This is a genomic window from Glycomyces sp. YM15 (assembly GCF_016918015.1).
In the GTDB taxonomy this organism is placed as follows: domain Bacteria; phylum Actinomycetota; class Actinomycetes; order Mycobacteriales; family Micromonosporaceae; genus Glycomyces.
The window spans coordinates 413,159-433,479 of sequence record NZ_JAERMK010000001.1; the positions used below are offsets into that span (position 1 = coordinate 413,159).

Sequence of the window (20,321 nt, forward strand, 5' to 3'; positions counted from 1 at the left end):
GGCGGCGCCGGCGGGCCGTCGATGAATCCGGTCGCAGCCCCCGCTTCATCCTTCCGACCGCCCACTAGAATTGACGACATGGCAAAGCAGCAGGAAAAAGAGACGTTCGGGTCCCGCCTGAAGACCATCGGGATGGCGATCAAGTTCACCCACCAGCGGGACAAGCTGTTCCTGCCGTTGGAGGCCGTCGCGATCCTGCTGCCGTTCGTGATCATCACCGCGCTGGTCATCTTCGCGAAGTTCTCGCTGCTCTGGTACGTCAGCGCCCTGTTCGTGGCGCTCCTGGCCGGATTGATCGTGCTCAACATGCGCACGAGCAAAGTGGTGAACAAGGAGGCCGTCGGCAAGCCCGGTGCGGCGTACGCGCTCATCGACGGCATCCGCGGCTGGCAGGTCACCCCCGGCGTGGCGGCCCTGTCGGAGACGCAGATGGTGCACCGCGCGGTCGGCAAGGCCGGCGTGGTCCTCCTCGGCGAGGGCGGCGGCAAGGTCCGCAAGCTCCTCGGCCAGGAGAAGAAGCGCATCTCCCGCGTCGTCGGCTCCACCCCGGTCTACACGTTCCTGGTCGGCGAGACCGCGAACGACGACTTCTCGGTCACCGAGGTCCGCAAGCGCCTCATGAAACTGCCGAAGAACATCGACTCCAAGGACGCCAACCACATCGCCAAGCGCCTCGACGCGCTCGGCATCGGCATGGCCATCCCGAAGGGCCCGATCCCGACCAGCGCCAACGCCGGCAAGGGCGCCCGCCGCGCGATGCTGCGGGGCAAGTAGACCCGAAGGCGCACAACATGAACCGGCCCGGCGGGGGAACTCCCCCGCCGGGCCGGTTTTCTCGCTGCCGGTCGTGCCGCAGCGCAAGATGTCGACTAGAAGATGTCGCCGTTGTCTCGGCGGCGACGCCACCGCTCCTCCATCCGGGAGGTGAAACCACCGGGTTTGGGGGGCTTCGAGCCGCCGACGGGCCGACTGGCTTTGCCGTCGACCGCCTTGAGCTTGACATTCGTGCCGCGGCGCTGCGCCCAAAGGCCGAGGATCAGACCGCCGAACATGAGCACCGCACCGATCGGAGCGCCGAACATGGCGACGTCGCCCCCTGCGATCACGGAGCCGATGACGACGCCGATCCCGATGACCGTGACGATCCCGGCCAGGATGAGCCTGCGCCGGGTCACGTGCGCCGGGTCGTGGGCGCGCACAGCAGAGGCGAACTGCGGGTCTTCGGACAAGGACTGCTCGATTTGCTCGAACAGGCGTTGTTCGTGATCGGAGAGCGGCACGACACTCCTCCTGCGTTAGTGCTCCACGGAGCCGTCGCCAAGCCGGCGGCCCCACTGCTTGCATCCAAGTCTACGAGGCTTTCGCCCGAGGCGGAAGGCAGTTCGTGCTTGAATCAGTCCGTTCTGGCCTGGATGCGCGAGCTGACGGAGCCGCTTCGGTGCAATGGCGCTCAACGCCCGGGGTTCCCCGATTCCGGGGTGTCTACACGCGAGTCCCGGCGCTCCAGCCGGCCCGCCGAGCGGACCGCGCCCTTGCCGAATTTCGCGCTCGCCCGGTCGATCACGGTCTCGATGTCGCGCCAGCCGTGCTCGGGCTCGCCGAGCGCCACCTGACGGCCCACGGCGGCCGCCTCGACCAGGTGATCGAGCTTCACGCCGATGAGCCGCACCGGCGCCGTCGCCGCCGCGTCCGCCAGTTCTCTTGCAGCCGAATAAATCTCGCGACCCACATCGGTGGGCGCGGCGAGCATCCTCGAACGTGTGATCGTCCGGAAGTCACCGAAGCGGATCTTCACCGTCACGCCGCGGCCCGCCCAGCCCGCCGCGCGCGCCCTTGAAGCGACCTTCCGCGACAACTCCAGCAGCACCGGCCCCCACACCGCGCCGTCGGGGGCGTCGCGGTCGAACGTCGTCTCATTGCTGATCGACTTCTCGACCCGCTCGGGCCGCACCGGCCGCGGGTCGATGTTCCGCGAGAGCGCGTACAGGTGCTCGGCGCTGGCGGTGCCGACCGAGGAGGCGAGACTGTCGAGGTCGAGACGGGCCAGATCGCCGACGGTGCGCATGCCGAGCCGGGTGAGCTTCTCGGCGGTCTTCTCGCCGATGCCCCACACGGAGCGGATCGGCAGGCGGTGCAGGAATTCGAGCTCGGTGGCGGCGGGCACGACGCCGAGTCCGTCGGGCTTGGCGGCCTCGCTCGCGAGCTTCGACAGGAACTTCGTGGAGGCGATGCCCACCGTGCACGTGATGCCGTGCTCGGCGCGGACGCGCGCGCGGATCGAGCGGGCGATCTCGGCGGGCGAGCCGATGAGGCGTCGCGCTCCGGCGACGTCCAGGAACGCCTCGTCGACCGAGATCGGCTGGACGTGCGGCGTGTACTCGCGGAAGATCGCCATGACCGCGCGCGAGACCTCTCCGTACGAGGTCGTGGGCGTCATGAACACGCCGTGCGGGCAGCGGCGGCGCGCGATCGCGGTCGGCAGGGCCGAGTGCACCCCGTATTCGCGGGCCTCGTACGAGGCGGCGGCGACGACGCCGCGGGGGCCGAGCCCGGCGACGATCACGGGCTTGCCGCGCAGGGACGGGTCGCGCGCGATCTCCACCGACGCGAAGAACGCGTCCATGTCGACGTGCATGATCCCGAGGCCGTCATCGGACAGCTCGGGACCGATGAACCGATGAAGATCGCTGGCCACCTCCGAAGCCTAACCAGAGGGTCCGACAACCGCCCGCAACCGAGCGGCGAAGCCCTCGCCCAGCGCCCATCTGACGCCCATGACCTGCGCTGACGCCCGAATGTCGGACCCGTGTGGGAGTGTGGTCGTTTTCGGTTGGTCGGAGGCGGATGCGGGTGGGAAGGGGCATGCCCTACGCGCCGCGCTCGGCGCCCGGCGGTCACGCCCGACCACCGGGCGCGGCCACTCCCCGCTCGTCGCTCAGCCGTTGCGGTAGCTCCAGAGCGGGACCGCCATCTCCGCGGCCGTGAGGCCGCCGTGGTGGCCGATGAGCCTCGCCACATGCGGAGGCTCGCCCTCGACCCCCACGATCGCGAACGTGTCCCGGCAGACCACCACCAGGTCCCCGATGCGCTCCCGGCTCGACTCGGTGACCTTCGGGCCGAACCAGCCGCGGTCGATCGCCTCGTCCTTGCCGATCACCTCGGCGCGACCGGCGACCGCCTCCGTCCACGCCTGCCGGACGTCCTCGATCGCGCCCGGCGCGGCGTACAGGTACCGCATCCGCCCGTCGCCCGCGACCGCCTCGACCGCGTGCGTCAGGTCGGGCCGCCGGTCCACGTGCAGCCGGTCGGTGATGTTCACCATGCCGTGGTCGGCGGTCACCAGCAGCGCCGCGTCCCTCGGCAGGCCGGTGAGGATCCCGTCGATCGCCTCGGCGACCTCCGCCACCGCCTCGAGCCACTCGGGCGAGCCGATCCCGTGGAAATGCCCTGCCGTGTCGACGTCCGGCAGGTACGCGTACACGAGGCTCCGGTCCCCGCGCGCCAGCGCCGCCAAGGTCCCCTCGGCGACCTCGTGCGGGGCGATCGCGGGGAGCCAGTCGGCGCCGCGGTAGATCGCGCGGGTCAGGCCGGTGTCGCGGAACGTCCCGTTCGAGACGACCGTGCAGACCACGCCTCCGGCGCCGGCCTGCTCGAAGCAGGTCGGCTCGGGCTGCCAGGTCTCGGGGTCGGGGGCGCCTTCCCAGCGGATGTGCGTGACCAGGTCGCCCGTGTCGGGGACGCGCACGGTGAAGCCGATGATGCCGTGCTCGCCGGGCGGCAGCCCGCACGCGAGGGACGCGAGGCTGATCGGGGTCGAGGACGGCACCGTGGCGGTGATCGGGGTGAGGGTGCCGAGTTCGCCGTGGTGCATCGCGCCGACGGTGGCGCTGGCCTGGGCGGCCTGGCCGAGGAGGTGGAAGCCGAAGCCGTCGAGGAGGAGCACGGCGATGCGGCGCACGCCGTCGAGCTCGGCGCTGCGCAGGTTCACACCTCGGGTGGGGATTCCAAGGGCCGCAAGGGCGGTCGGCATGACATCGGCGAGTGTGCCGGTGCCGTAGGCGGGCCGCATCGCCGTGAGGTACGGGCTCGAAGGCATGGCCCGAGGCTAGCCGGTTTCGTGTCGTTTCGGCCACACCACGGGGGAAACGGGCTCGGCGTCCCGGTGGTCTCGCCGCGGGTTCGGGCTTCGGGGATGTCGAGGCCCGACCGGTAGGCGAGGGCGACGAGTCCGGCCCGGTCGCGCGCGTCGGGGTCCGCCCGGGGCCGTTCAGCGCATGGGTTTGCGGGCGAGCAGGTGGATGTGGGTGGCCATGTCCCGGAAGGGGACCCGTGAGGCGGTGGCGAGTTCGAACTCGCGCAGGGCCTCGCCGGTGCCGGTCTCGCTCTTCGCGGCCGAGGCCGGGAGGAGGTCGCTGACGACGCCGACGCCGTGGACCTGCTCGGTGACGAGGCCGGAGCCGCCGACGAGCGCGGTGAGCGTGGCGGTCTCGAAGCGGCGCTTGATGGTGTCGCGGCCGTCGATGACGCCGTCGACGTGCGTGAGCAGGTCGAGCGCGGTCTGGAAGTGGCCGGCGAGGGCTTTGCCGAGAACGGCGGCGATGCGGTTGGCGACGAGGATGCTCACCGCGCCGCCGGGCGCGCAGACGCGGCCGAGCGCGTCGAGTGCGGTGTCCGGGTAGTCGACCATCTCCAGGACCGAGTGGCACAGCACGAGGTCGGCGGTGCCGGGTTCGGCGACGTCGGGGAGTTCGTCGGCGTCGGCCTGCACGGCGCGGACGCGGTCGGTGACGTCCGCGTCGGCGGCGCGCTGGCGGAGGGAGGCGAGCGCGTTGGCGCTGGGTTCGACGACGGTGACGTCGTGGCCGAGTTCGGCGAGGGGGACGGCGAATCCGCCGGAGCCGCCGCCGACGTCGAGGATGCGGAGGGTCGCTCCGGTGCCTGCGGCGAATCGCTCGATCTCGGCCGACAGGACCGACCACACCACGGCCATGCGCGGGTGGTGCCCGGTGTGCGTGATCTCTTTGGGAATGTCGACCATGCGGCACAGCCTAGCGCCGCTGCGCCGCTCGGGGTAGGAGGGAGAGCTGAACGGTGCGGGCCTTCTCGGGCGGTGTGCGGGCCGGCCGGGCCGGGGCGCGGTTTCAGACCGCGGTGTCGGCGCCGCGGAGGGCGGCGACGGCGTCGGCGTCGCCGGTGAGGCGGACCTGGGCGGCGTCGCGGCGGCCGCTGAGGTACAGCAGCAGCTCGGTTGGTTCGCCTTGCAGCACAGCGCCTCCGGGCGGGCCGAACCGGCGGGGGTCGCCGCCGGGCGGGCGCAGTTCCAGGCTGTGGGGTCGGATCTGGCGGGCGGCCCGCCGCCCGGCGAAGCCGCACATGCGCCAGGCGAGCGCGTCGAGGTCGGGGCGGTCGGTGCGCCGTGCGAGCCCGTTGGCGCGCCGGACGTCCTCGTGGTGGATGAAGTACTCGAGGCCGTTCATGAGGGTGCGCAGTCCCGGGAGGCGCCACGGCACCGGCGGCGGCCCGCCGCGCAGCCGTTCGATGAGGGCCGGCAGGCCTTTGGCCCTCTCGGCGGCCATGTGCTCGTCGGTGCCCCGAGTGAAGTGCTCGCGCAGCACCAGGTGCGCGGCGAGGTCGATGGTGTCCCATCCTTCGCAGAGCGTCGGTGCGTCGGGGCCGAGTTCGGCCATCAGGTCGCACAGCGCTTCGCGTTCGCGCATGTCGATCGGTGCACCGCTCATCGCATCGCTCCCTTGACCGGGCTCCGGGGAAGGAGCCGTCGGCTCCGATGCTATTCGCCGCGGCGGCCTCCCGCAGTGGGAGGCGGCCGCGGCGGCGAGGTCAGGCTAGTCGCGCAGGAACGGGGGCCGTTTGCGGATCGCCCGCAGGTAGGCCGGGTTGTTCCGGAAGTACCGGCGCCAGAGCCGCTTCGGCTCCTTCGTGAGCCGGTAGAACCATTCGAGGCCGTTGCGCTGCATCCACGGCGGGGCCTGCGGGACGAGCCCGGCGTGGAAGTCGAACGCGGCGCCCACGCCGAACATCGCGGGGGCGTTGAGGCGGTCGCGGTGGGCGGCCATCCAGCGCTCCTGCTTCGGCGTCGAGAGGCCCACCCACACCAGCTGCGCGCCGGAGTCGTTGATGCGCTTGACTATGCCAGCGTCCTCCTCCTCCGTCAGGGGGCGGAAGGGCGGCGAGTACATGCCGGCGAACTTGACGCCCGGGAGGCGCTCGGCGAGCTTCTCCGCGAGCAGTTCGGGCACGCCGTCCTTGCCGCCGTAGAGGAACGAGGTCCAGCCGCGCTCGGCGGCGCGCGCGAGCACGTTGAGCATCAGGTCGGGCCCGTAGACCCGGTCCATCCAGTCCGCGCCGGCCTTGTGCCCGGCCCACACCATCGGCATGCCGTCGGGCGTGGTGAGCCCGGAGGCGTTGTGGATGGCGAGGAGCTCGGGGTCGCGCTGGGACTCCATGACGCCGTGCACGCCGGTGACGCACACGTAGTGGCGTTCGCCGGTGTCGACCCAGCGGGTCACCTCGGCGAGCGCCATCTCCTGGTTGACGGTGGAGACGCCCACGCCGAGGACGTCGACGCGGCGGATTCTCGGGTCGGACATTACAGGCTGTACTTAGCCTTGACCTGGTCGTAGACCCACTCGTAGGTCTTCGTCATGCCCTCGCGGAGGCTGATGGACGGCTCCCAGCCGTAGTACTTCTGGATGAGCGTGTTGTCCGAGTTGCGGCCGCGGACGCCCAGCGCGCCGTCGACGTGCTTGAGCTCGATGTCGATCCCGGCGATGTCGGCGACCAGGTAGTACAGGTTGTTGATGGTGGTCAGCTCGGAGGAGCCCAGGTTGAGGGGCTCGGTGATGTCACCGCGGGTGAACATCTTGGTGCCGTGGACGCAGTCGTCGATGTAGGTGAAGGAGCGGGTCTGCTCGCCGTCGCCCCAGATTTCGACCGTGGTCTCGCCCTTGAGGGCGGCGAGGGCGATCTTGCGGCAGGTGGCGGCGGGGGCCTTCTCGCGGCCGCCGTCCCAGGTGCCGACGGGCCCGTAGATGTTGTGGTAGCGGGCGATGCGGGTCTCGAGCCCGAAGTCCTCGCGGAAGTGGCGGCACATGCGCTCGGAGAACAGCTTCTCCCACCCGTAGCCGTCCTCGGCGTCGGCGGGGTAGGCGTCCTCTTCCTTCAGCGGCGCGATGTCCGCCTCGGTCTGCTTGTAGCCGGCGTACACGCACGCGGAGGAGGAGTAGAAGAAGCGGCCGACCTCGGCGTCCTTGGCGGCCATGAGCATGTGGGTCGAGGGCAGGACCGAGAGCATGCACAGGGCCTTGTTGTTCTCGATGAAGCCCATGCCGCCCATGTTGCAGGCGAGGTTGTAGACCTCGCCGGCGCCGTCGCCGACGGCCTCGCGGCAGGCGTCGAGGTCGGCGAGGTCGCGCTGGAGGTTCTCGGTGTCGCCGTGGACCTGGTACCACTCGTCGAGGGGCTTGACGTCGACGGCGCGGACGGTCTTGCCTTCGGCGAGGAGGCTCGCCACCAGGTGCCCGCCGATGAAGCCGCCGGCTCCAGCCACTACCGCGTCCACGCTTGCCGCCATCGTCACTCCTCAAGGTTTCGGATACGGGGAAAGAAGCCTCAGCCTACCTGCCGCGTTGACGCGCCCACCAGCCGGGAAATGGGGTGTAAGTCACCTTTGGAGGCGGTTTCCGGGGCGTTCGCGGGCTCGTTCGCGCCGCGCCGCAGCAGCTGCGCCGGGCCGATCACGAACAGGTCCGGGTCGGGGTCGGCGGCGATGGCGGCCTCGACGCGGGGGGCGATGCAGTAGAGGCGCGTCTTGGGGTCGCCGAGGAGCCGCCTGACGTAGCGGAGGCGTTTGAGCTGGCGTTCGACCATCTGGAACTTCCAGCGGATGGTGCCGAGCGCGATCGGCTCGCCGGTCTCGCTCCAAACGGCGAGCTCGATGGTGCGCAGCTGCCGGAAGCGCGGGTCGGGGACGGTGAGGCGGGTGGTCTGCGCGGCGGCCGGGTCGTTCAGCGCCCATTCGCGGGCGAGCCGGTGGAACTCGGGGCGGCACACGTACCGGTCGTAGCGGGCGTGGGTCATCCGCCACAGTTTTTCGGTGATGTACCCGCGCCGCCAGCGCGGGAGGTGCTGGGCGAGCATCGCGTAGTGGAAGCGCGCGAGGCGGTGCTCCATGGTCCAGAACGGCGCGTCGGGTTCGAGGGGGTTGGCGTCGGCGCGGATGAGGCCTGCGGCTTCGAGGCCCGGAAGGAGCACGTCGAGGTCGGTTTCGGACAGGCCGGTGGCGGCGCGCAGGTCGTAGGGGGTGCGGGGGCGGGTGGTGATGGCGGCGAGGACGTCGTCCGTGGGCTTGTCGGGCGCTTCGCCGAGGACGTCGGCGACGGCGCTCGCCGCGGTCTCGAGGAAGGGGCCTTCGGGTCGCAGGAACGCGGACTTGACCCAGGCGTCGGTCTCGCGGCGGTTCTGGGGCAGGTCGCCGGCCCGCGCCAGGAGTGCCGGATCGGAGCCGAGGAGGGCGTGGACGCTGACGGCCGTCTCGGGGTCGGCCACGCCTACGGACAGGATGGACTCGCGCAGTTCGTTCATAGCGCTTGCGATGCTACACAAGTGCTGCGCGGGTCACAGTTCGCGGAACATGAGGTGCATGCCGACGAGGCCCTCGGCGGGGTGGCGGAAGGTCGCGGGGAGGACCGCGAGGGTCCGGAACCCGAGGGAGTGCCAGAGGTCGACGGCGCGGGTGTTGGTGGCGACGACGGCGTTGAACTGCATGGCGGTGAAGCCGTCTGCCTTGGCGCGGGCGAGGGCGGCCTCGCCGAGGGCGCGGCCGATGCCCTTGCCGCGCACGGAGGGGTCGACCATGAAGCCGGCGTTGGCGATGTGCGAGCCGCGGCCGACGTGGTTGGGGTGGATCTCCGCGATCCCGACGACACGGTCGCCGCCCGCGCCGTCCTCGATGACGGCGACGAGGGCGCACGCGGGCGCCTCCTTCTCGATCCAGAAGGCGCGCAGGCGTTCCTCGGCGGTGTCGGCTTCCCACGTGAAGTGCTCGCCGGAGGCGACGATCGGCGCGGCGAAGGCCCACACGGCGGGCCAGTCCTCGGGGCGGGCGTCACGGATCTGCATGGCCTGGAAGCCTAGTCGAGGCCCGCGCGGCGCCGATGCCCCGCTCCGAGCATCGATGTCGCACCCGGATGCCAGGGGTCGTACCGGGGCCCATCGATGTCCGTTTCGCCAGGACACTCCGTTCGCCTTCGGCCCCAACGAAACATGTCGTACCCGTAGGTCAGGGTTGCAACCGGGGGCCCATGGATGTCCGATTCGCCGGGACCCTCCGCTCACATGCCGCTCAGCGCGGCGGCTGCCAGTCCGAGAGCGACGCGGCCTGGTGCTGCACCCACGAGTCCGGCACCGCCCGCAGCAGGCTCTTCGTCATGCCCCTGCCGCCGGAGGCGATCGTGTGGACGCGCCGCGAGAGGCGCGCGACGCGCTTGATCCGCGCCGTGCGCGCCCGGTCGTAGGAGCCGAGCGCGGCGGGCACCGACTCGGGGCTGCGCCGCAGCGCCCACCCGAGCGTGACCGCGTCCTCCAGGGCGAGGCTGCCGCCCTGCGCGAGGATCGGCGCGACCCCGTGCGCGGCGTCGCCCAACAGCACCAGGCCGCCGTTGCCCACCGGCTGGTGGAGCACCGGCGGGACCGGCCACACGTACCGGACCGGCTGCTGCGTCAGTTCCGAAGGGCGGGTCGCGGCGATGAACTTCCCCACGGGCGCGGGCCAGTCCGCGAACCACCGGTTGATGAGCTCGTGCTGGATCTGCGGCGACTCGGGCCGCATCCCGCCCGGCACCGTCGCCCACCAGCACGCCCCGGCGTGCCCGAGGTCGCCGTAGCCGAAGCGGCGCCGGTCGGGCCCGTAGATCTCGACCGCGTCCGTGGTGCGTTCGGGGGCGCGGTGGGCGGGGACGAGACCGCGGAAGCACACCACCCCGGCATCCACCGTGGGCGACCCGGGGGCGATGAGGGTGCGTGTCGGCGAGTCGATGCCGTCGGCGGCGACCACCAGGTCGGCGTCCCAGCGGCGCGAGGCGTCCCCCGCCGCCAGGTCCACCATGTCGATCCGGTCGACCTGCGTCGCCGGATGGACCTGGACGTTGTCGCCCAGCCGCGACACGAGTGCCTCGTACAGCATCGCGGTGTGCACCATCACCGAAGGCGTGCCGTCATCGGCCCCGAGCATCGCCGCCGCGAACGAGCTGGACAGCCGCTCCTCGTTGCGGATCTCGAAGCGGTCCACCGGGGTCCCGGACGCGTCGAGCAGTGCGTCGACCCCGAGCGCGCGCAGCGCGCGCACGCCCGAGGCCCACAGGATCATGCCCAGGTTCTCGCCCTTGAGGCGCTCGCGCCGCTCCAGCAGCGCGACCCGCCAGCCCAGGTTGGACAGGACGATCGCGCTGGCGAGCCCGGCGACGCCGGCGCCGACGACTACGGCTCTTCGGTTCTGCATCTGCACCTGCCCGGGGAGGGGTCAGCTGTCGTCGCGGGTCTTGCCCGCGTCGGCCGGGGGTTCCTCGGCGGTCGGTTCGGCGATGACGTCGTCCTCGGGCCGGTCGGGTTCGGCGTCGGTTTCGGCTTCGGCTTCGGCTTCGTTGGCGGCGGATTCGATGTCGCCGGGTTCGGCGCCCTTGGGGAGGGCCCCGTCGACGTACCCGGCGGCTTTCGCCTGGTCGGAGTTCCACGGGACGACGACGCGGTCGCCGCCGTCGAGGACGAACACCTTGCGGGTGCCGCGCACGGTCAGCAGGTAGGCCACGGCGAGGACCACGACGACGATGCTGACCCACTGGTTGAGGCGCAGGCCGCCCCAGCCTTCGGCGGGGTCGATGCGCAGGCCTTCGATCCAGAAGCGGCCGGTCCAGTAGAGGGCGGCGAAGAGCGCCACGGCGCGCCCGGCGCCGAACTTCCATCGGCGGTCGGCGAGCAGGAGGACGGCGGCGACGCCGAGGTTCCACAGCGCTTCGTAGAGGAACGTGGGGTGGAACGTGGCGTATTCGAGGTATCCGGCCACGCGGTGGTCGATGTCGATGGACACGGCCCACCAGGCGTCGAGCGGTTTGCCGTACAGCTCCTGGTTGAACCAGTTGCCGAGGCGGCCGATGGCCTGCGCGACGGGGATGCCGGGGATGCACGCGTCGGCGACCATCGCGAACGGCAGGCCCAGTTGGCGGCAGCCGAGCCACATGCCGACGGCGCCGAGGAGGATCGCGCCGGGGATGCCGAGGCCGCCTTCCCAGACGGCGAGGGCCTTCCACGGGTCGCCGTCCGGCCCGAAGTAGGCGTCCGGGCTGGTGACGACGTGATAGATGCGGGCGCCGACGATGCCGAAGGGCACCGCCCACACGGCGAGGTCGAGCACCGCCCACTTGGGGGCGCCGCGGGAGCGCAGGCGCGCCTCGGCGATCCAGCAGGCGACGACGATCCCTGCGATGAGGCAGAGGGCGTAGGCGCGGATCGGGATGGGGCCGAGGTGCCAGACGGACTCCGACGGGCTCGGAATGTATGCGAGGTCCACGACGAGTAAACCTATCGGTTGCGTGAGCGGCGCGTGGCACGGCCCCGCGCCGGTCCCACGCCCGGGCCGCACGCCGTCCCCGCGCGGGGACGGCGAAGGCCCCGCGGGAGTGCTCCCGCGGGGCCGCGCGCTGCGTCAGCGGCGGACGCCCGCGGCGAGGTCGGCCGTCAGTTCGGCGAGCCGCTGGTGTCCGGTGGGGATGTCCGGTGCGTCCAGGTAGCAGTTGACGATCGCCGAGCCGACGATCACCGCGTCCCCGTACGCGCCGATCTCCGCGGCCTGGTCGCCCGAGCGGACGCCCAAGCCGACGCCGATCGGCAGGTCGGTGTGCTTTCGGGTGCGCTCCACGAGCGCCGGGGCGACCGCGGAGGTGGCGGCGCGGGCACCGGTCACGCCCATGACCGACTGCGCGTACACGAACCCGCGGCACGCGGCCACCGTCGCGGCGATCCGCTCCTCCGTCGACGAAGGCGCGACCAGGAAGACTCGGTCGAGCCCGTACGCGTCCGAGGCCTTGATCCACTCCCCCGCCTCGTCCGGGATGAGGTCGGGCGTGATCAGCCCGGCCCCGCCCGCGGCCGCGAAGTCGCGCGCGAACCGGTCGACCCCGTACCGCTCCACCAGGTTCCAATAGGTCATGACGAGGATCGGGACGCGGCCGGCGACCGCCTCGGTCACCTCGAACACCTGCCGGGTCCGGAAGCCGCCCGCGAGCGCCTGGTCGGCGGCCCGCTGGATCGCCGGGCCGTCCATCACCGGGTCCGAATAGGGCAGGCCCAGCTCGATGATGTCGGCCCCGTGGTCGATCATGATGTCGACGGCCTTGATCGAATCGGCCAGCGTCGGGTAGCCCGCGGGCAGGTAGCCCACCAGCGCGGCCCGGCCCTCGGCCCTGGTCTTCGCGAAAGCGTCAGCGGCGTGCACGACTACTCCCCGCTCTTCTCGGGGGCGCCGGCGAAACCGAAGTACTCGACGACGTTGCCCATGTCCTTGTCGCCGCGCCCGGAGAGGTTCACCAGGACGCGGGAGCCGGCCTTGAGGCCCTTCGCGAGGCGCAGCGCCCCCGCGAGGCCGTGCGCGGACTCGATCGCGCAGATGATGCCCTCGGTGCGGGCGAGCTTCTCCAAGGCCGCCATGGCCTCCGCGTCGTCCACCGGCTCGTAGGCGGCACGCCCCGTGGCGGCGAGGTGCGCGTGCTCGGGGCCGACCCCCGGGTAGTCGAGCCCGGCGGAGATCGAATGCGACTCGACGGTCTGCCCGTCCTCGTCCTGCAGCACGAACGTGCGCGCGCCGTGGAGGACGCCGATCTGCCCGGCCGTGATGGTCGCGGCATGGCGCCCGGTGTCGTACCCGTCGCCGCCCGCCTCGAACCCGTACAGCTTCACGGCCTCGTCGTCGAGGAACGCCGTGAAGATCCCCATCGCGTTCGAACCGCCGCCCACGCACGCCGCCACCACGTCCGGCAGGGCGCCCGTGCGTTCGAGGAACTGGGCGCGCGCCTCGTCGCCGATGCCGCGGCAGTAGTCGCGCACGAGCTGCGGGAACGGCGCGGGCCCGCCGACCGAGCCGATCAGGTAATGCGTGTGGTCCACGGAAGCGACCCATTCGCGCAGGGCCTCGTTCATCGCGTCCTTCAACGTGCGCGAACCGGTCGTGACGGGCACGACCTCAGCGCCGAGCAGCCGCATCCGGGCGACGTTGAGCGCCTGCCGGCGCGTGTCCTCCTCGCCCATGTACACGGTGCATTCCAGGCCGAAGTACGCGGCCGCGGTCGCCGACGCGACGCCGTGCTGGCCCGCGCCGGTCTCGGCGATGATCCGCCGCTTGCCCATGCGCTTGGTCAGCAGCGCCTGCCCGAGCACGTTCCGGATCTTGTGCGCGCCCGTGTGGTTGAGGTCCTCGCGCTTGAGCCACACCTCGACCCCGGCCTCCTCGGAGAGCCGCTCCGCGAAGTACAACGGGGAAGGCAGGTTCCCGTACTCGCGGCCGAGCTGCTCGAGCTCGGCGGTGAACGCCGGGTCGGCGAGCGCGGCCGTGTGGGCGGCCTCGAGCTCGTCGAGGGCCGCGATGAGCGCCTCGGGGACGAAGCGGCCCCCGAATTCGCCCCAGTGGCCGCTGGCATCTGGATTGGGCACGGGCTTCGCTCCCCTTCGCAACTCGCCGCCCGGCGCGCCGGGCGTGTGGTTTCGTCCGCGACCGCTAGATCGGGCGCGGCGTGGCCGGGTGGGACCCGGCGGTGACCAGCTCGGCGACGGCGTCGCGCGGGCTCTTCGTCTTGACGACGCCCTCGCCGACGAGCACGGCGTCGGCTCCGGCGCTGGCGTAGCGGATGAGGTCGCGGGTGCCCCTGACACCGGATTCCGCGACTTTGACGACGTCGCGGGGCAGGCCCGGGGCGATGCGCTCGAACACCGAGCGGTCCACGTCGAGCGTAGTCAGGTCGCGGGCGTTGACGCCAATGACTTTCGCGCCGGCGCGCAGCGCCCGGTCGGCCTCGTACTCGGTGTGGACTTCGACGAGCGCGGTCATGCCGAGCCCTTCGATGCGCTCGTGGAGCGACACGAGCGTGTCCTGGTCGAGGGCGGCCACGATGAGCAGCACGAGGTCGGCGCCGTGGGCGCGGGCTTCGAGCACCTGGTAGGGGGAGACCACGAAGTCCTTGCGGAGCACCGGGATCTGCACCTTGGCGCGCACGGCGTCGAGGTCGTCGAGGCTGCCTTTGAAGTAGTGCTGCTCGGTGAGGACCGAGATGACGGACGCGCCGCCCGCGGCGTATTCGGCGGCGAGCACGGCCGGGTCGGGGATGTCGGCGAGGGCGCCCTTGGAGGGGGAGGCCCGCTTGACCTCGGCGATGACGCTGACGCCGCCGCCGGACAGCGCCGCGTACCCGTCGAGGGCGGGGCGGGCGGCCTCGGCGCGCTCCCGGATCCGCTCGATGGGGATCTCGGTCTGGCGCCGTTCGAGATCGGCGCGGACTTCGGTGATGATCTGCTCCAGCACGTTCACCTAAGATCGTCCCTTCTCCTGCGCCGATGCCGTGATATTAGGCGACGAGGGGTCCTCGCCGGAGTCGAGGGCGTTCCACAGCGACACCGGGTCCTCTGCTATGGCGGTGTTGCCGTCGGATGCCGCTTCGTAGCGGACGCTCGCGTCGGGCCAGCCGCCCGCGCGGGCGGTGGTCGCGGCCCCCGCGGACGCGAGGACGAGCGCGGCGGCGCCCATGGCCCACGGCCACGGTCCCGCGCTCAAGTGGAGGGCGCCGGCGAGGGCGGTCGCGAGCCCGGCGAGGGCGGCGACGACGCCGAGGAAGCGGCGGGCGCGATTGCCGGTGGCGAGCATCGCCAGGAACGCCGCGCCGCCCGCGAGCGCGCACGGCAGCGCCCACGAGGCGAGGTCGGTGCCGGCCTGGGCGGTGGTGGCGGTGATCCCGGCATGGCCGGTGTCGGTCGTGGAGGTCCAGTCGCGGGAGGCGGCCAGCGCGGCGAGCGCGGCCGCGAGGACGCCTGCGAGGAGGACGCGGGTGCGTTCGGCGGCACGCCGGTCGACCGCGCCTCGGTCGGCGGCGCGGGTCTCGCGGGTGGCTTCGCTCATGCGATCTCCCTTCCGGTGAAGCAGGTGCGGGTACCGGTGTGGCAGGCGGGGCCGGTCTGGTCCACCTGGAGCAGGACGGTGTCGCCGTCGCAGTCGACCGCGACCGAGACGACCGCCTGGTGGTGGCCGGAGGTCTCGCCCTTGACCCAGTACTCGCCGCGGCTGCGCGACCAGTAGGTGGCCTTGCGGGTGGCGACGGTGCGCCGCAGCGCCTCGGCGTCCATCCACGCGAGCATGAGGACCTCGCCCGTGTCGTGCTGCTGCGCGACGGCGGGGACGAGCCCGTCCGCATTGAATCGGAGGTTCGCGATCACGTCGTCGCTGGTCTGTCCTGCTTCCACGTCTACCGATTGTGATCGCTCCCTGTCGGCGACCGCCACCCGGGCCCGGCCGGGAGTGCATCGTGGGATTCTCGGGGGCATGGAGCGCCCTTATGTGATCGTTTCGGCCGCGATGAGTCTCGACGGCTTCCTCGACGACGCCTCCCCCGAGCGCCTGACACTGTCGAACGCCGCGGACTTCGACCGGGTGGACGCGGTGCGCGCGAGCGTCGACGCGATCGCGGTCGGGGCCGGCACGGTCCGAGCGGACGACCCGCGGCTGCTCGTCCGCTCGTCCGAGCGCCGCGCCGCACGGACCGCCGCCGGGAAGCCGGCGTCGCCGCTGCGGGTCGTGATCTCCCCCTCAGGTCGGCTCGACCCCGGCTCGCAGCTCTTCGACCGCTCCGAGACGGCACCGGTCATCGTCTACACGACCACGGCCGCCGCCCGCACGTTCCCCCTCGGGCCCGAAGCGGACGAATTCGGGCCCGAGCCGTGGCCGGAGGACGCGCAGGCCCCCGAAGTGGTCCCGGTCGGCGGCGGCGGCGTACCGCCCCACGCGGTCCTGGAGGACCTCGCCCGCCGCGGCGTCGAACGGGTCCTCATCGAAGGCGGCGGGATCGTGCACACCGCGTTCCTCTCGGCCGACCTCGTCGACGAGCTGCACGTGGCGATCGCCCCGTTCCTCCTCGGCAAGACGGGCGGGGCGAGGTTCCTGTACCCCGCGGTGTTCCCCCAGTCGCCCCAGCGGCCGCTCGCACTGGTCGAGACGCGCGCGATCGGCGAGGTCGCACTGCTGGTCTACCGGCGGGTATGACCGACAGGGCCGCCCTGAAAACGGCAGAGCGGCGCAATCCATCACTTAGGGTGACTGCAGCGCACGCCACGCCGATCAAGGAGCCCGCCGATGTCCGCACCCGAGCCGCCGCCCAAAGCCCCGGCCGCCCCTGAGACACCGCCCGCCGGACCCGAACCCCGCCAGGAGACCCTCCCGGTCGACAAGCTCACCTTCGGCATCGCCGCCAGCGTCGTCCTCGCCGTCATCCTCCTCGGCGCGCTCTTCCCCGACGACTTCGAGACCGCCTCCACGGCGGCCCTCGACTGGGTCATCAACAACTTCGGCTGGCTGTTCATCATCGCCGGCAACATCTTCCTCATCCTCGCCGTCTACATCGCCGCCAGCCGCTTCGGCAACATCCGGCTCGGCCGCGCCGACGAAGCACCCGAATTCGGCGCCCTCCCCTGGATCGCCATGATGTTCGCCGCCGGCATGGGCATCGGCCTCATGTTCTTCGGCGTCGCCGAACCCCTCTCCCACTACTTCGAGGTCCCGCCCCCGCTCGAACTCGAACCCGGCTCGGCCTACTTCGAGGACGACCGGGAGCGCGGCGCCCTCATCTACAGCTACTTCCACTGGGTGCTGCACCCCTGGGCGATCTACGCCGTCGCCGGGCTCGCGCTGGCGTACTCGACGTTCCGCAAAGGACGCGGGAACAATCTCAGCGAGGCGTTCCACCCGCTCACGGGCGGCCGCCGCTGGGCGCCGGCCGCCGGCCGGGCGATCGACCTGATGGGCATCTTCGCGACCGTGTTCGGCACCGCCGCGAGTCTCGGCTTCGGGGCGCTCCAGGTGGCGGTCGGCCTCGACATCGTCGCCGGCGTACCGAGCTCGACGCGGCTGGAACTCATCGTCATCGGGGCGCTCACGGCCGCGTTCGTCGTCTCGGCCTTCTCCGGCGTCCACCGCGGCGTCAAATGGCTCTCCACGATCAACGTGCTGCTGGCGGCCCTCATCATGGCGTTCGTGTTCATCGCCGGACCGACCCTGTTCCTCCTCGACGCCTGGCCGTCCTCGGTCGGCGCCTACCTGTCCGACCTGGTGCGGATGTCGAGCGTCACCGGCGCGTTCGGCGGCGAGGACTGGATGGCGGCCTGGACGATCTTCTACTGGGCGTGGTGGCTCTCGTGGGCGCCGTTCGTCGGCACCTTCATCGCCCGCATCTCCCGCGGACGCTCCGTGCGCCAGTTCATCATGGGCGTGCTCCTGGTGCCCTCCACCGCCTCCACCGTGTGGTTCACCGTCATGGGCGGCACCGCGATCTGGAACCAGGCCAACACCGACGCCGACTACAGCGGCGCCGTCGCGAAAGGCGAGGAGTACGCGATGTTCGCGCTGCTCGAGTCGCTGCCGCTCTACGCGCTCGTCTCCGGGATCACCATGCTGCTGGTCGCGAACTACTTCGTGACCAGCGCCGACTCGGCGTCACTCGTGCTCGGGTCCCTCTCCAGCTCGGGGTCGCTGGCGCCGAAGAAGCCGCTCGTCGTGTTCTGGGGCCTCACCATCGGCGGCGTCGCCGCGGTGCTGCTGCTCAGCGGCGGCCTCGAAGGGCTCAAGAACGCGACGATCATCGTCGCGCTGCCGTTCATGTTCGTGATGCTCCTGCTGTGCGCCGCCCTGATGAAGGAGCTCAAATCCGACCCGGCGGCGAACCCGCTGCGGCACCAGCTGCGGCACAAGGGCTTCCGCGAAGCCATCCGCAAAGTCGTCGGCGAAGAGGTCGAGAACCGCACCTCCGGACCGAACAAGTGGGGCCGTGGACGGCTCCGGTTCGGCGTCGGCAGCGGCCGCCGTGGCGGCACCGAGGAGTGACCGCCGCGATCCGCACGGCACGCGACGAGCGCCCCGGGGCGACCGGCCGCGCCGCTGCTATTTTATGGGGTGACCCTGCGGCGGAAGGAAACCTCATGAAGGCGATCGTGGTCGAGCAGACCGGCGGGCCGGGTGTGATGCGAGTACTCGAGGGCGAGGACCCGGGACCGCGACCGGGCCAGATCGCCGTCAAGGTCGCCGCCGCCGGCGTCAACTTCATCGACGTCTACCACCGCACCGGCGCCTACGGACTGCCGCTGCCCTTCACCCCCGGCCTCGAAGGCGGGGGCTACGTCGCGGCCGTCGGCGCCGGCGTCACCGGCTTCGCCATCGGCGACGAAGTCGCATGGAAGAGCGTCCCCGGATCCTATGCGGACCTCGTCGTCGGCGACGCCGACGCCTTCGTGCCCGTCCCCGAGAAGGTGGCCGTCGAGACCGCCGCCGCCGTCATGCTCCAGGGCCTCACCGCCCACTACCTGTGCAACACCGTCTACCCGGTGCAGGACGGCGACACCGTGATCGTCCACGCCGCCGCCGGCGGCATGGGCCTTCTCCTCACCCAGATGGTCAAATCCAAGGGCGGCAAGGTCATCGGCACCGTCTCCACCGACGCGAAAGCGGAACTCGCCCGCCAGAACGGCGCCGACCACGTCATGCGCTACGAAGGGTTCGGCGAGAAGGCCCGCGAACTCACCGGCGGCGAAGGCGTGGCGGCCGTCTACGACGGCGTCGGCAAGACCACCTTCAGCGAGGGCCTCACCGCACTGCGCCGCCGCGGCGTCATGGCCCTCTTCGGCCAATCCAGCGGCCCCGTACCGCCCGTCGACCCGCAGGTCCTCCACCACGGCGGCTCGCTCGTCCTCACCCGCCCGACACTCCACGACTTCACCGCCACCCGCGAGGAATACCTGTGGCGCGCAAGCGAGGTCTTCCAGATGATCGAGGACGACGACCTCCTCGTGCGCGTCGGCGAGACCTTCCGGCTCGAAGAGGCCCCCGAAGCCCACCAGGCGCTCGAAGCCCGCAAGACCACCGGGAAGCTCCTGCTCATCCCCTGAGTCACTCGGAGGCGACGGGAGCCGTCGCTTCGGTCGCGCGTTCCCGGAACGTGCGGCGGTAGGCCGACGGAGAGACGCCCAGGACGGCGCGAAGATGCTGGCGCAGTGAGACGCCCGTGCCCAGTCCGGTGCGCCGCGCGATCTGGTCCACTGTGAGCTCGCTCGACTCCAGCAACTGCCGGGCCAGTTCCACGCGCTGCACGGTGAGCCACTGGGTCGGGCTCTGCCCGGTCTCCTCCCGGAACCGGCGGGTGAAGGAGCGGCGGCTCATCCGTGCCCGCCGCGCCAGCGCGTCGATCGACAAGGGACGGTCGAGGTGCTGGAGTGCCCACTCGCGGGCCTCGGCCGTGCCGACGCCGGAGACCTCGGGGACGGGCCGCTCGATGAACTGCGCTTGACCGCCTTCGCGCCACGGCGGGACGACGCAGCGGCGCGCCACCGCGTTCGCGACCCGGCTGCCGTGGTCGCGGCGCACCAGGTGCAGGCAGAGGTCCACGGCCGCACCGGCTCCGGCCGAGGTGAGGATGCGGCCCTCGTCGACGAACAAGACGTCGGGATCCACGTTGACCTTCGGAAACCGAGTGCGCAGCCGGTCGGTGAGCATCCAGTGCGTCGTGGCCGTCTTCCCGTCGAGCAGGCCGAGCTTCGCGAGCACGAGCGCAGCCGAGCAGAAGGAGACGATGCGGGCGTCGGGCCTGATGCCGGCGAAGGCCTCGGGCAGGCTGTCGGGCAGCTCCCGGATGTCGCAGATCGGGCCGTCGGGTTGGAGGGTGGCGACGATGACCGTGTCGGCCCATGCCAGCAGTTCGGGCCCGTGCTCGGCGGCGACGGTGAAGCCGGCGGCGGTGCGCACTGGACCGCCGCCGAGGGTGCAGATCCGGACGTCGTAGCGCGGGGTGAGGTCGTCGTGCATGGCGGCGCCGAAGATGCGATGCGGCACACCGAGTTCGAACGGCATGACGCCCTCGAGGGCCAGCACTGCGACGCGGTGGGGTGCGGCAGGGACAGTTCCGGCGGCGCTGTAGACGGCCATGGCCCGATCCTTTCATATCGCGGCCCGCGGGCCTCTGGGCGGCGGACCGCCGTTCCCGGAGACTGGACGGCGTTGCCGCGCGACTGGA

21 protein-coding genes are annotated in these 20,321 nt (G+C 71.7%); 4 read left to right on the forward strand and 17 right to left on the reverse strand.

All coding sequences use genetic code 11. The features are described 5' to 3' along the window. Positions 1-78: 78 nt before the first annotated feature. Positions 79-774, forward strand: coding sequence for a DUF4191 family protein (locus tag JHY01_RS01880; RefSeq protein ID WP_205323885.1), 696 nt, complete (start codon positions 79-81; stop codon positions 772-774). A gap of 95 nt (positions 775-869) precedes the next feature. Here JHY01_RS01880 and JHY01_RS01885 read toward each other — a convergent pair whose 3' ends face one another. The 16 genes from JHY01_RS01885 to hisI form a co-directional block, all read right to left on the reverse strand. Next, entirely contained in the window at positions 870-1,280 is a 411-nt protein-coding gene (locus JHY01_RS01885) for a DUF3040 domain-containing protein (protein WP_205323886.1), read from the reverse strand. A 170-nt stretch (positions 1,281-1,450) separates the two neighbouring features. Continuing rightward, positions 1,451-2,635 (reverse strand): DNA polymerase IV, encoded by a 1,185-nt coding sequence (dinB, locus tag JHY01_RS01890; protein ID WP_205324045.1) that lies wholly within the window; start codon positions 2,633-2,635, stop codon positions 1,451-1,453. Positions 2,636-2,935: 300 nt separating this feature from the next. Further along, on the reverse strand, positions 2,936-4,096 hold the full coding sequence (locus JHY01_RS01895; RefSeq protein WP_205323887.1) for an alkaline phosphatase family protein: 1,161 nt from the start codon (positions 4,094-4,096) through the stop codon (positions 2,936-2,938). 171 nt (positions 4,097-4,267) lie between these two features. Beyond that, positions 4,268-5,038 (reverse strand): methyltransferase domain-containing protein, encoded by a 771-nt coding sequence (locus tag JHY01_RS01900; RefSeq protein WP_205323888.1) that lies wholly within the window; start codon positions 5,036-5,038, stop codon positions 4,268-4,270. Between the two features lie 103 nt (positions 5,039-5,141). Further along, a complete protein-coding gene (locus JHY01_RS01905) occupies positions 5,142-5,738 on the reverse strand; it encodes a maleylpyruvate isomerase family mycothiol-dependent enzyme (RefSeq protein ID WP_205323889.1) in 597 nt (198 codons plus the stop codon). 105 nt (positions 5,739-5,843) lie between these two features. After that, positions 5,844-6,608 (reverse strand): WecB/TagA/CpsF family glycosyltransferase, encoded by a 765-nt coding sequence (locus tag JHY01_RS01910; protein WP_205323890.1) that lies wholly within the window; start codon positions 6,606-6,608, stop codon positions 5,844-5,846. Continuing rightward, a complete protein-coding gene (locus JHY01_RS01915; RefSeq protein WP_205323891.1) occupies positions 6,608-7,591 on the reverse strand; it encodes an NAD-dependent epimerase/dehydratase family protein in 984 nt (327 codons plus the stop codon). The genes JHY01_RS01910 and JHY01_RS01915 overlap by 1 nt, the downstream gene beginning before the upstream one ends. Positions 7,592-7,629: 38 nt before the next feature. Further along, the gene (locus JHY01_RS01920; RefSeq protein ID WP_205323892.1) at positions 7,630-8,601 is read right to left on the reverse strand and encodes a hypothetical protein; all 972 of its coding nucleotides are present in this window, start codon (positions 8,599-8,601) and stop codon (positions 7,630-7,632) included. A gap of 33 nt (positions 8,602-8,634) precedes the next feature. Beyond that, entirely contained in the window at positions 8,635-9,138 is a 504-nt protein-coding gene (locus JHY01_RS01925) for a GNAT family N-acetyltransferase (RefSeq protein WP_205323893.1), read from the reverse strand. A gap of 223 nt (positions 9,139-9,361) precedes the next feature. After that, on the reverse strand, positions 9,362-10,516 hold the full coding sequence (locus tag JHY01_RS01930; RefSeq protein ID WP_205323894.1) for an NAD(P)/FAD-dependent oxidoreductase: 1,155 nt from the start codon (positions 10,514-10,516) through the stop codon (positions 9,362-9,364). Between the two features lie 21 nt (positions 10,517-10,537). Continuing rightward, on the reverse strand, positions 10,538-11,581 hold the full coding sequence (lgt, locus tag JHY01_RS01935) for a prolipoprotein diacylglyceryl transferase (protein ID WP_205323895.1): 1,044 nt from the start codon (positions 11,579-11,581) through the stop codon (positions 10,538-10,540). A 135-nt stretch (positions 11,582-11,716) separates the two neighbouring features. Continuing rightward, positions 11,717-12,505: a tryptophan synthase subunit alpha gene (gene trpA / locus JHY01_RS01940; RefSeq protein WP_205323896.1), complete on the reverse strand. Its 789-nt coding sequence runs from the start codon at positions 12,503-12,505 to the stop codon at positions 11,717-11,719. Between the two features lie 2 nt (positions 12,506-12,507). Then, complete coding sequence (gene trpB / locus JHY01_RS01945; protein ID WP_205323897.1) at positions 12,508-13,716, reverse strand: tryptophan synthase subunit beta; 1,209 nt, start codon at positions 13,714-13,716, stop codon at positions 12,508-12,510. A gap of 64 nt (positions 13,717-13,780) precedes the next feature. Next, positions 13,781-14,581, reverse strand: coding sequence for an indole-3-glycerol phosphate synthase TrpC (trpC, locus tag JHY01_RS01950; RefSeq protein WP_374199476.1), 801 nt, complete (start codon positions 14,579-14,581; stop codon positions 13,781-13,783). A gap of 6 nt (positions 14,582-14,587) precedes the next feature. Then, positions 14,588-15,172 (reverse strand): Trp biosynthesis-associated membrane protein, encoded by a 585-nt coding sequence (locus JHY01_RS01955; protein ID WP_205323899.1) that lies wholly within the window; start codon positions 15,170-15,172, stop codon positions 14,588-14,590. Then, entirely contained in the window at positions 15,169-15,513 is a 345-nt protein-coding gene (gene hisI, locus JHY01_RS01960) for a phosphoribosyl-AMP cyclohydrolase (RefSeq protein ID WP_307814155.1), read from the reverse strand. Before hisI ends, JHY01_RS01955 begins: the two co-directional genes overlap by 4 nt. A 79-nt stretch (positions 15,514-15,592) precedes the next feature. On the opposite strand from hisI, the gene JHY01_RS01965 reads away from it, so the two are divergent. The 3 genes from JHY01_RS01965 (at position 15,593) to JHY01_RS27180 (ending at position 19,200) form a co-directional block, all read left to right on the forward strand. Continuing rightward, on the forward strand, positions 15,593-16,309 hold the full coding sequence (locus JHY01_RS01965) for a RibD family protein (RefSeq protein ID WP_205323901.1): 717 nt from the start codon (positions 15,593-15,595) through the stop codon (positions 16,307-16,309). 90 nt (positions 16,310-16,399) lie between these two features. Then, a complete protein-coding gene (locus tag JHY01_RS01970) occupies positions 16,400-18,142 on the forward strand; it encodes a BCCT family transporter (protein ID WP_205323902.1) in 1,743 nt (580 codons plus the stop codon). A 95-nt stretch (positions 18,143-18,237) separates the two neighbouring features. Continuing rightward, positions 18,238-19,200, forward strand: coding sequence for a quinone oxidoreductase (locus tag JHY01_RS27180; RefSeq protein ID WP_205323903.1), 963 nt, complete (start codon positions 18,238-18,240; stop codon positions 19,198-19,200). A gap of 1 nt (position 19,201) precedes the next feature. On the opposite strand, the gene JHY01_RS01980 is transcribed toward JHY01_RS27180, so the two are convergent. Then, positions 19,202-20,233: a GlxA family transcriptional regulator gene (locus JHY01_RS01980; protein WP_205323904.1), complete on the reverse strand. Its 1,032-nt coding sequence runs from the start codon at positions 20,231-20,233 to the stop codon at positions 19,202-19,204. Positions 20,234-20,321: the final 88 nt, after the last annotated feature.

Coding starts and splice junctions, on each gene's coding strand:
- JHY01_RS01895 (WP_205323887.1), bottom strand. CDS start 4,096: ATGCCTTCGAGCCCGTACCTCACGGCGATGCGGCCCGCCTACGGCACC.
- JHY01_RS01955 (WP_205323899.1), bottom strand. CDS start 15,172: ATGAGCGAAGCCACCCGCGAGACCCGCGCCGCCGACCGAGGCGCGGTC.
- JHY01_RS01880 (WP_205323885.1), top strand. CDS start 79: ATGGCAAAGCAGCAGGAAAAAGAGACGTTCGGGTCCCGCCTGAAGACC.
- JHY01_RS01915 (WP_205323891.1), bottom strand. CDS start 7,591: ATGGCGGCAAGCGTGGACGCGGTAGTGGCTGGAGCCGGCGGCTTCATC.
- JHY01_RS01980 (WP_205323904.1), bottom strand. CDS start 20,233: ATGGCCGTCTACAGCGCCGCCGGAACTGTCCCTGCCGCACCCCACCGC.
- JHY01_RS01920 (WP_205323892.1), bottom strand. CDS start 8,601: ATGAACGAACTGCGCGAGTCCATCCTGTCCGTAGGCGTGGCCGACCCC.
- JHY01_RS01925 (WP_205323893.1), bottom strand. CDS start 9,138: ATGCAGATCCGTGACGCCCGCCCCGAGGACTGGCCCGCCGTGTGGGCC.
- JHY01_RS01930 (WP_205323894.1), bottom strand. CDS start 10,516: ATGCAGAACCGAAGAGCCGTAGTCGTCGGCGCCGGCGTCGCCGGGCTC.
- JHY01_RS01900 (WP_205323888.1), bottom strand. CDS start 5,038: ATGGTCGACATTCCCAAAGAGATCACGCACACCGGGCACCACCCGCGC.
- JHY01_RS01905 (WP_205323889.1), bottom strand. CDS start 5,738: ATGAGCGGTGCACCGATCGACATGCGCGAACGCGAAGCGCTGTGCGAC.
- JHY01_RS27180 (WP_205323903.1), top strand. CDS start 18,238: ATGAAGGCGATCGTGGTCGAGCAGACCGGCGGGCCGGGTGTGATGCGA.
- JHY01_RS01965 (WP_205323901.1), top strand. CDS start 15,593: ATGGAGCGCCCTTATGTGATCGTTTCGGCCGCGATGAGTCTCGACGGC.
- JHY01_RS01970 (WP_205323902.1), top strand. CDS start 16,400: ATGTCCGCACCCGAGCCGCCGCCCAAAGCCCCGGCCGCCCCTGAGACA.
- dinB (WP_205324045.1), bottom strand. CDS start 2,635: ATGCACGTCGACATGGACGCGTTCTTCGCGTCGGTGGAGATCGCGCGC.
- JHY01_RS01910 (WP_205323890.1), bottom strand. CDS start 6,608: ATGTCCGACCCGAGAATCCGCCGCGTCGACGTCCTCGGCGTGGGCGTC.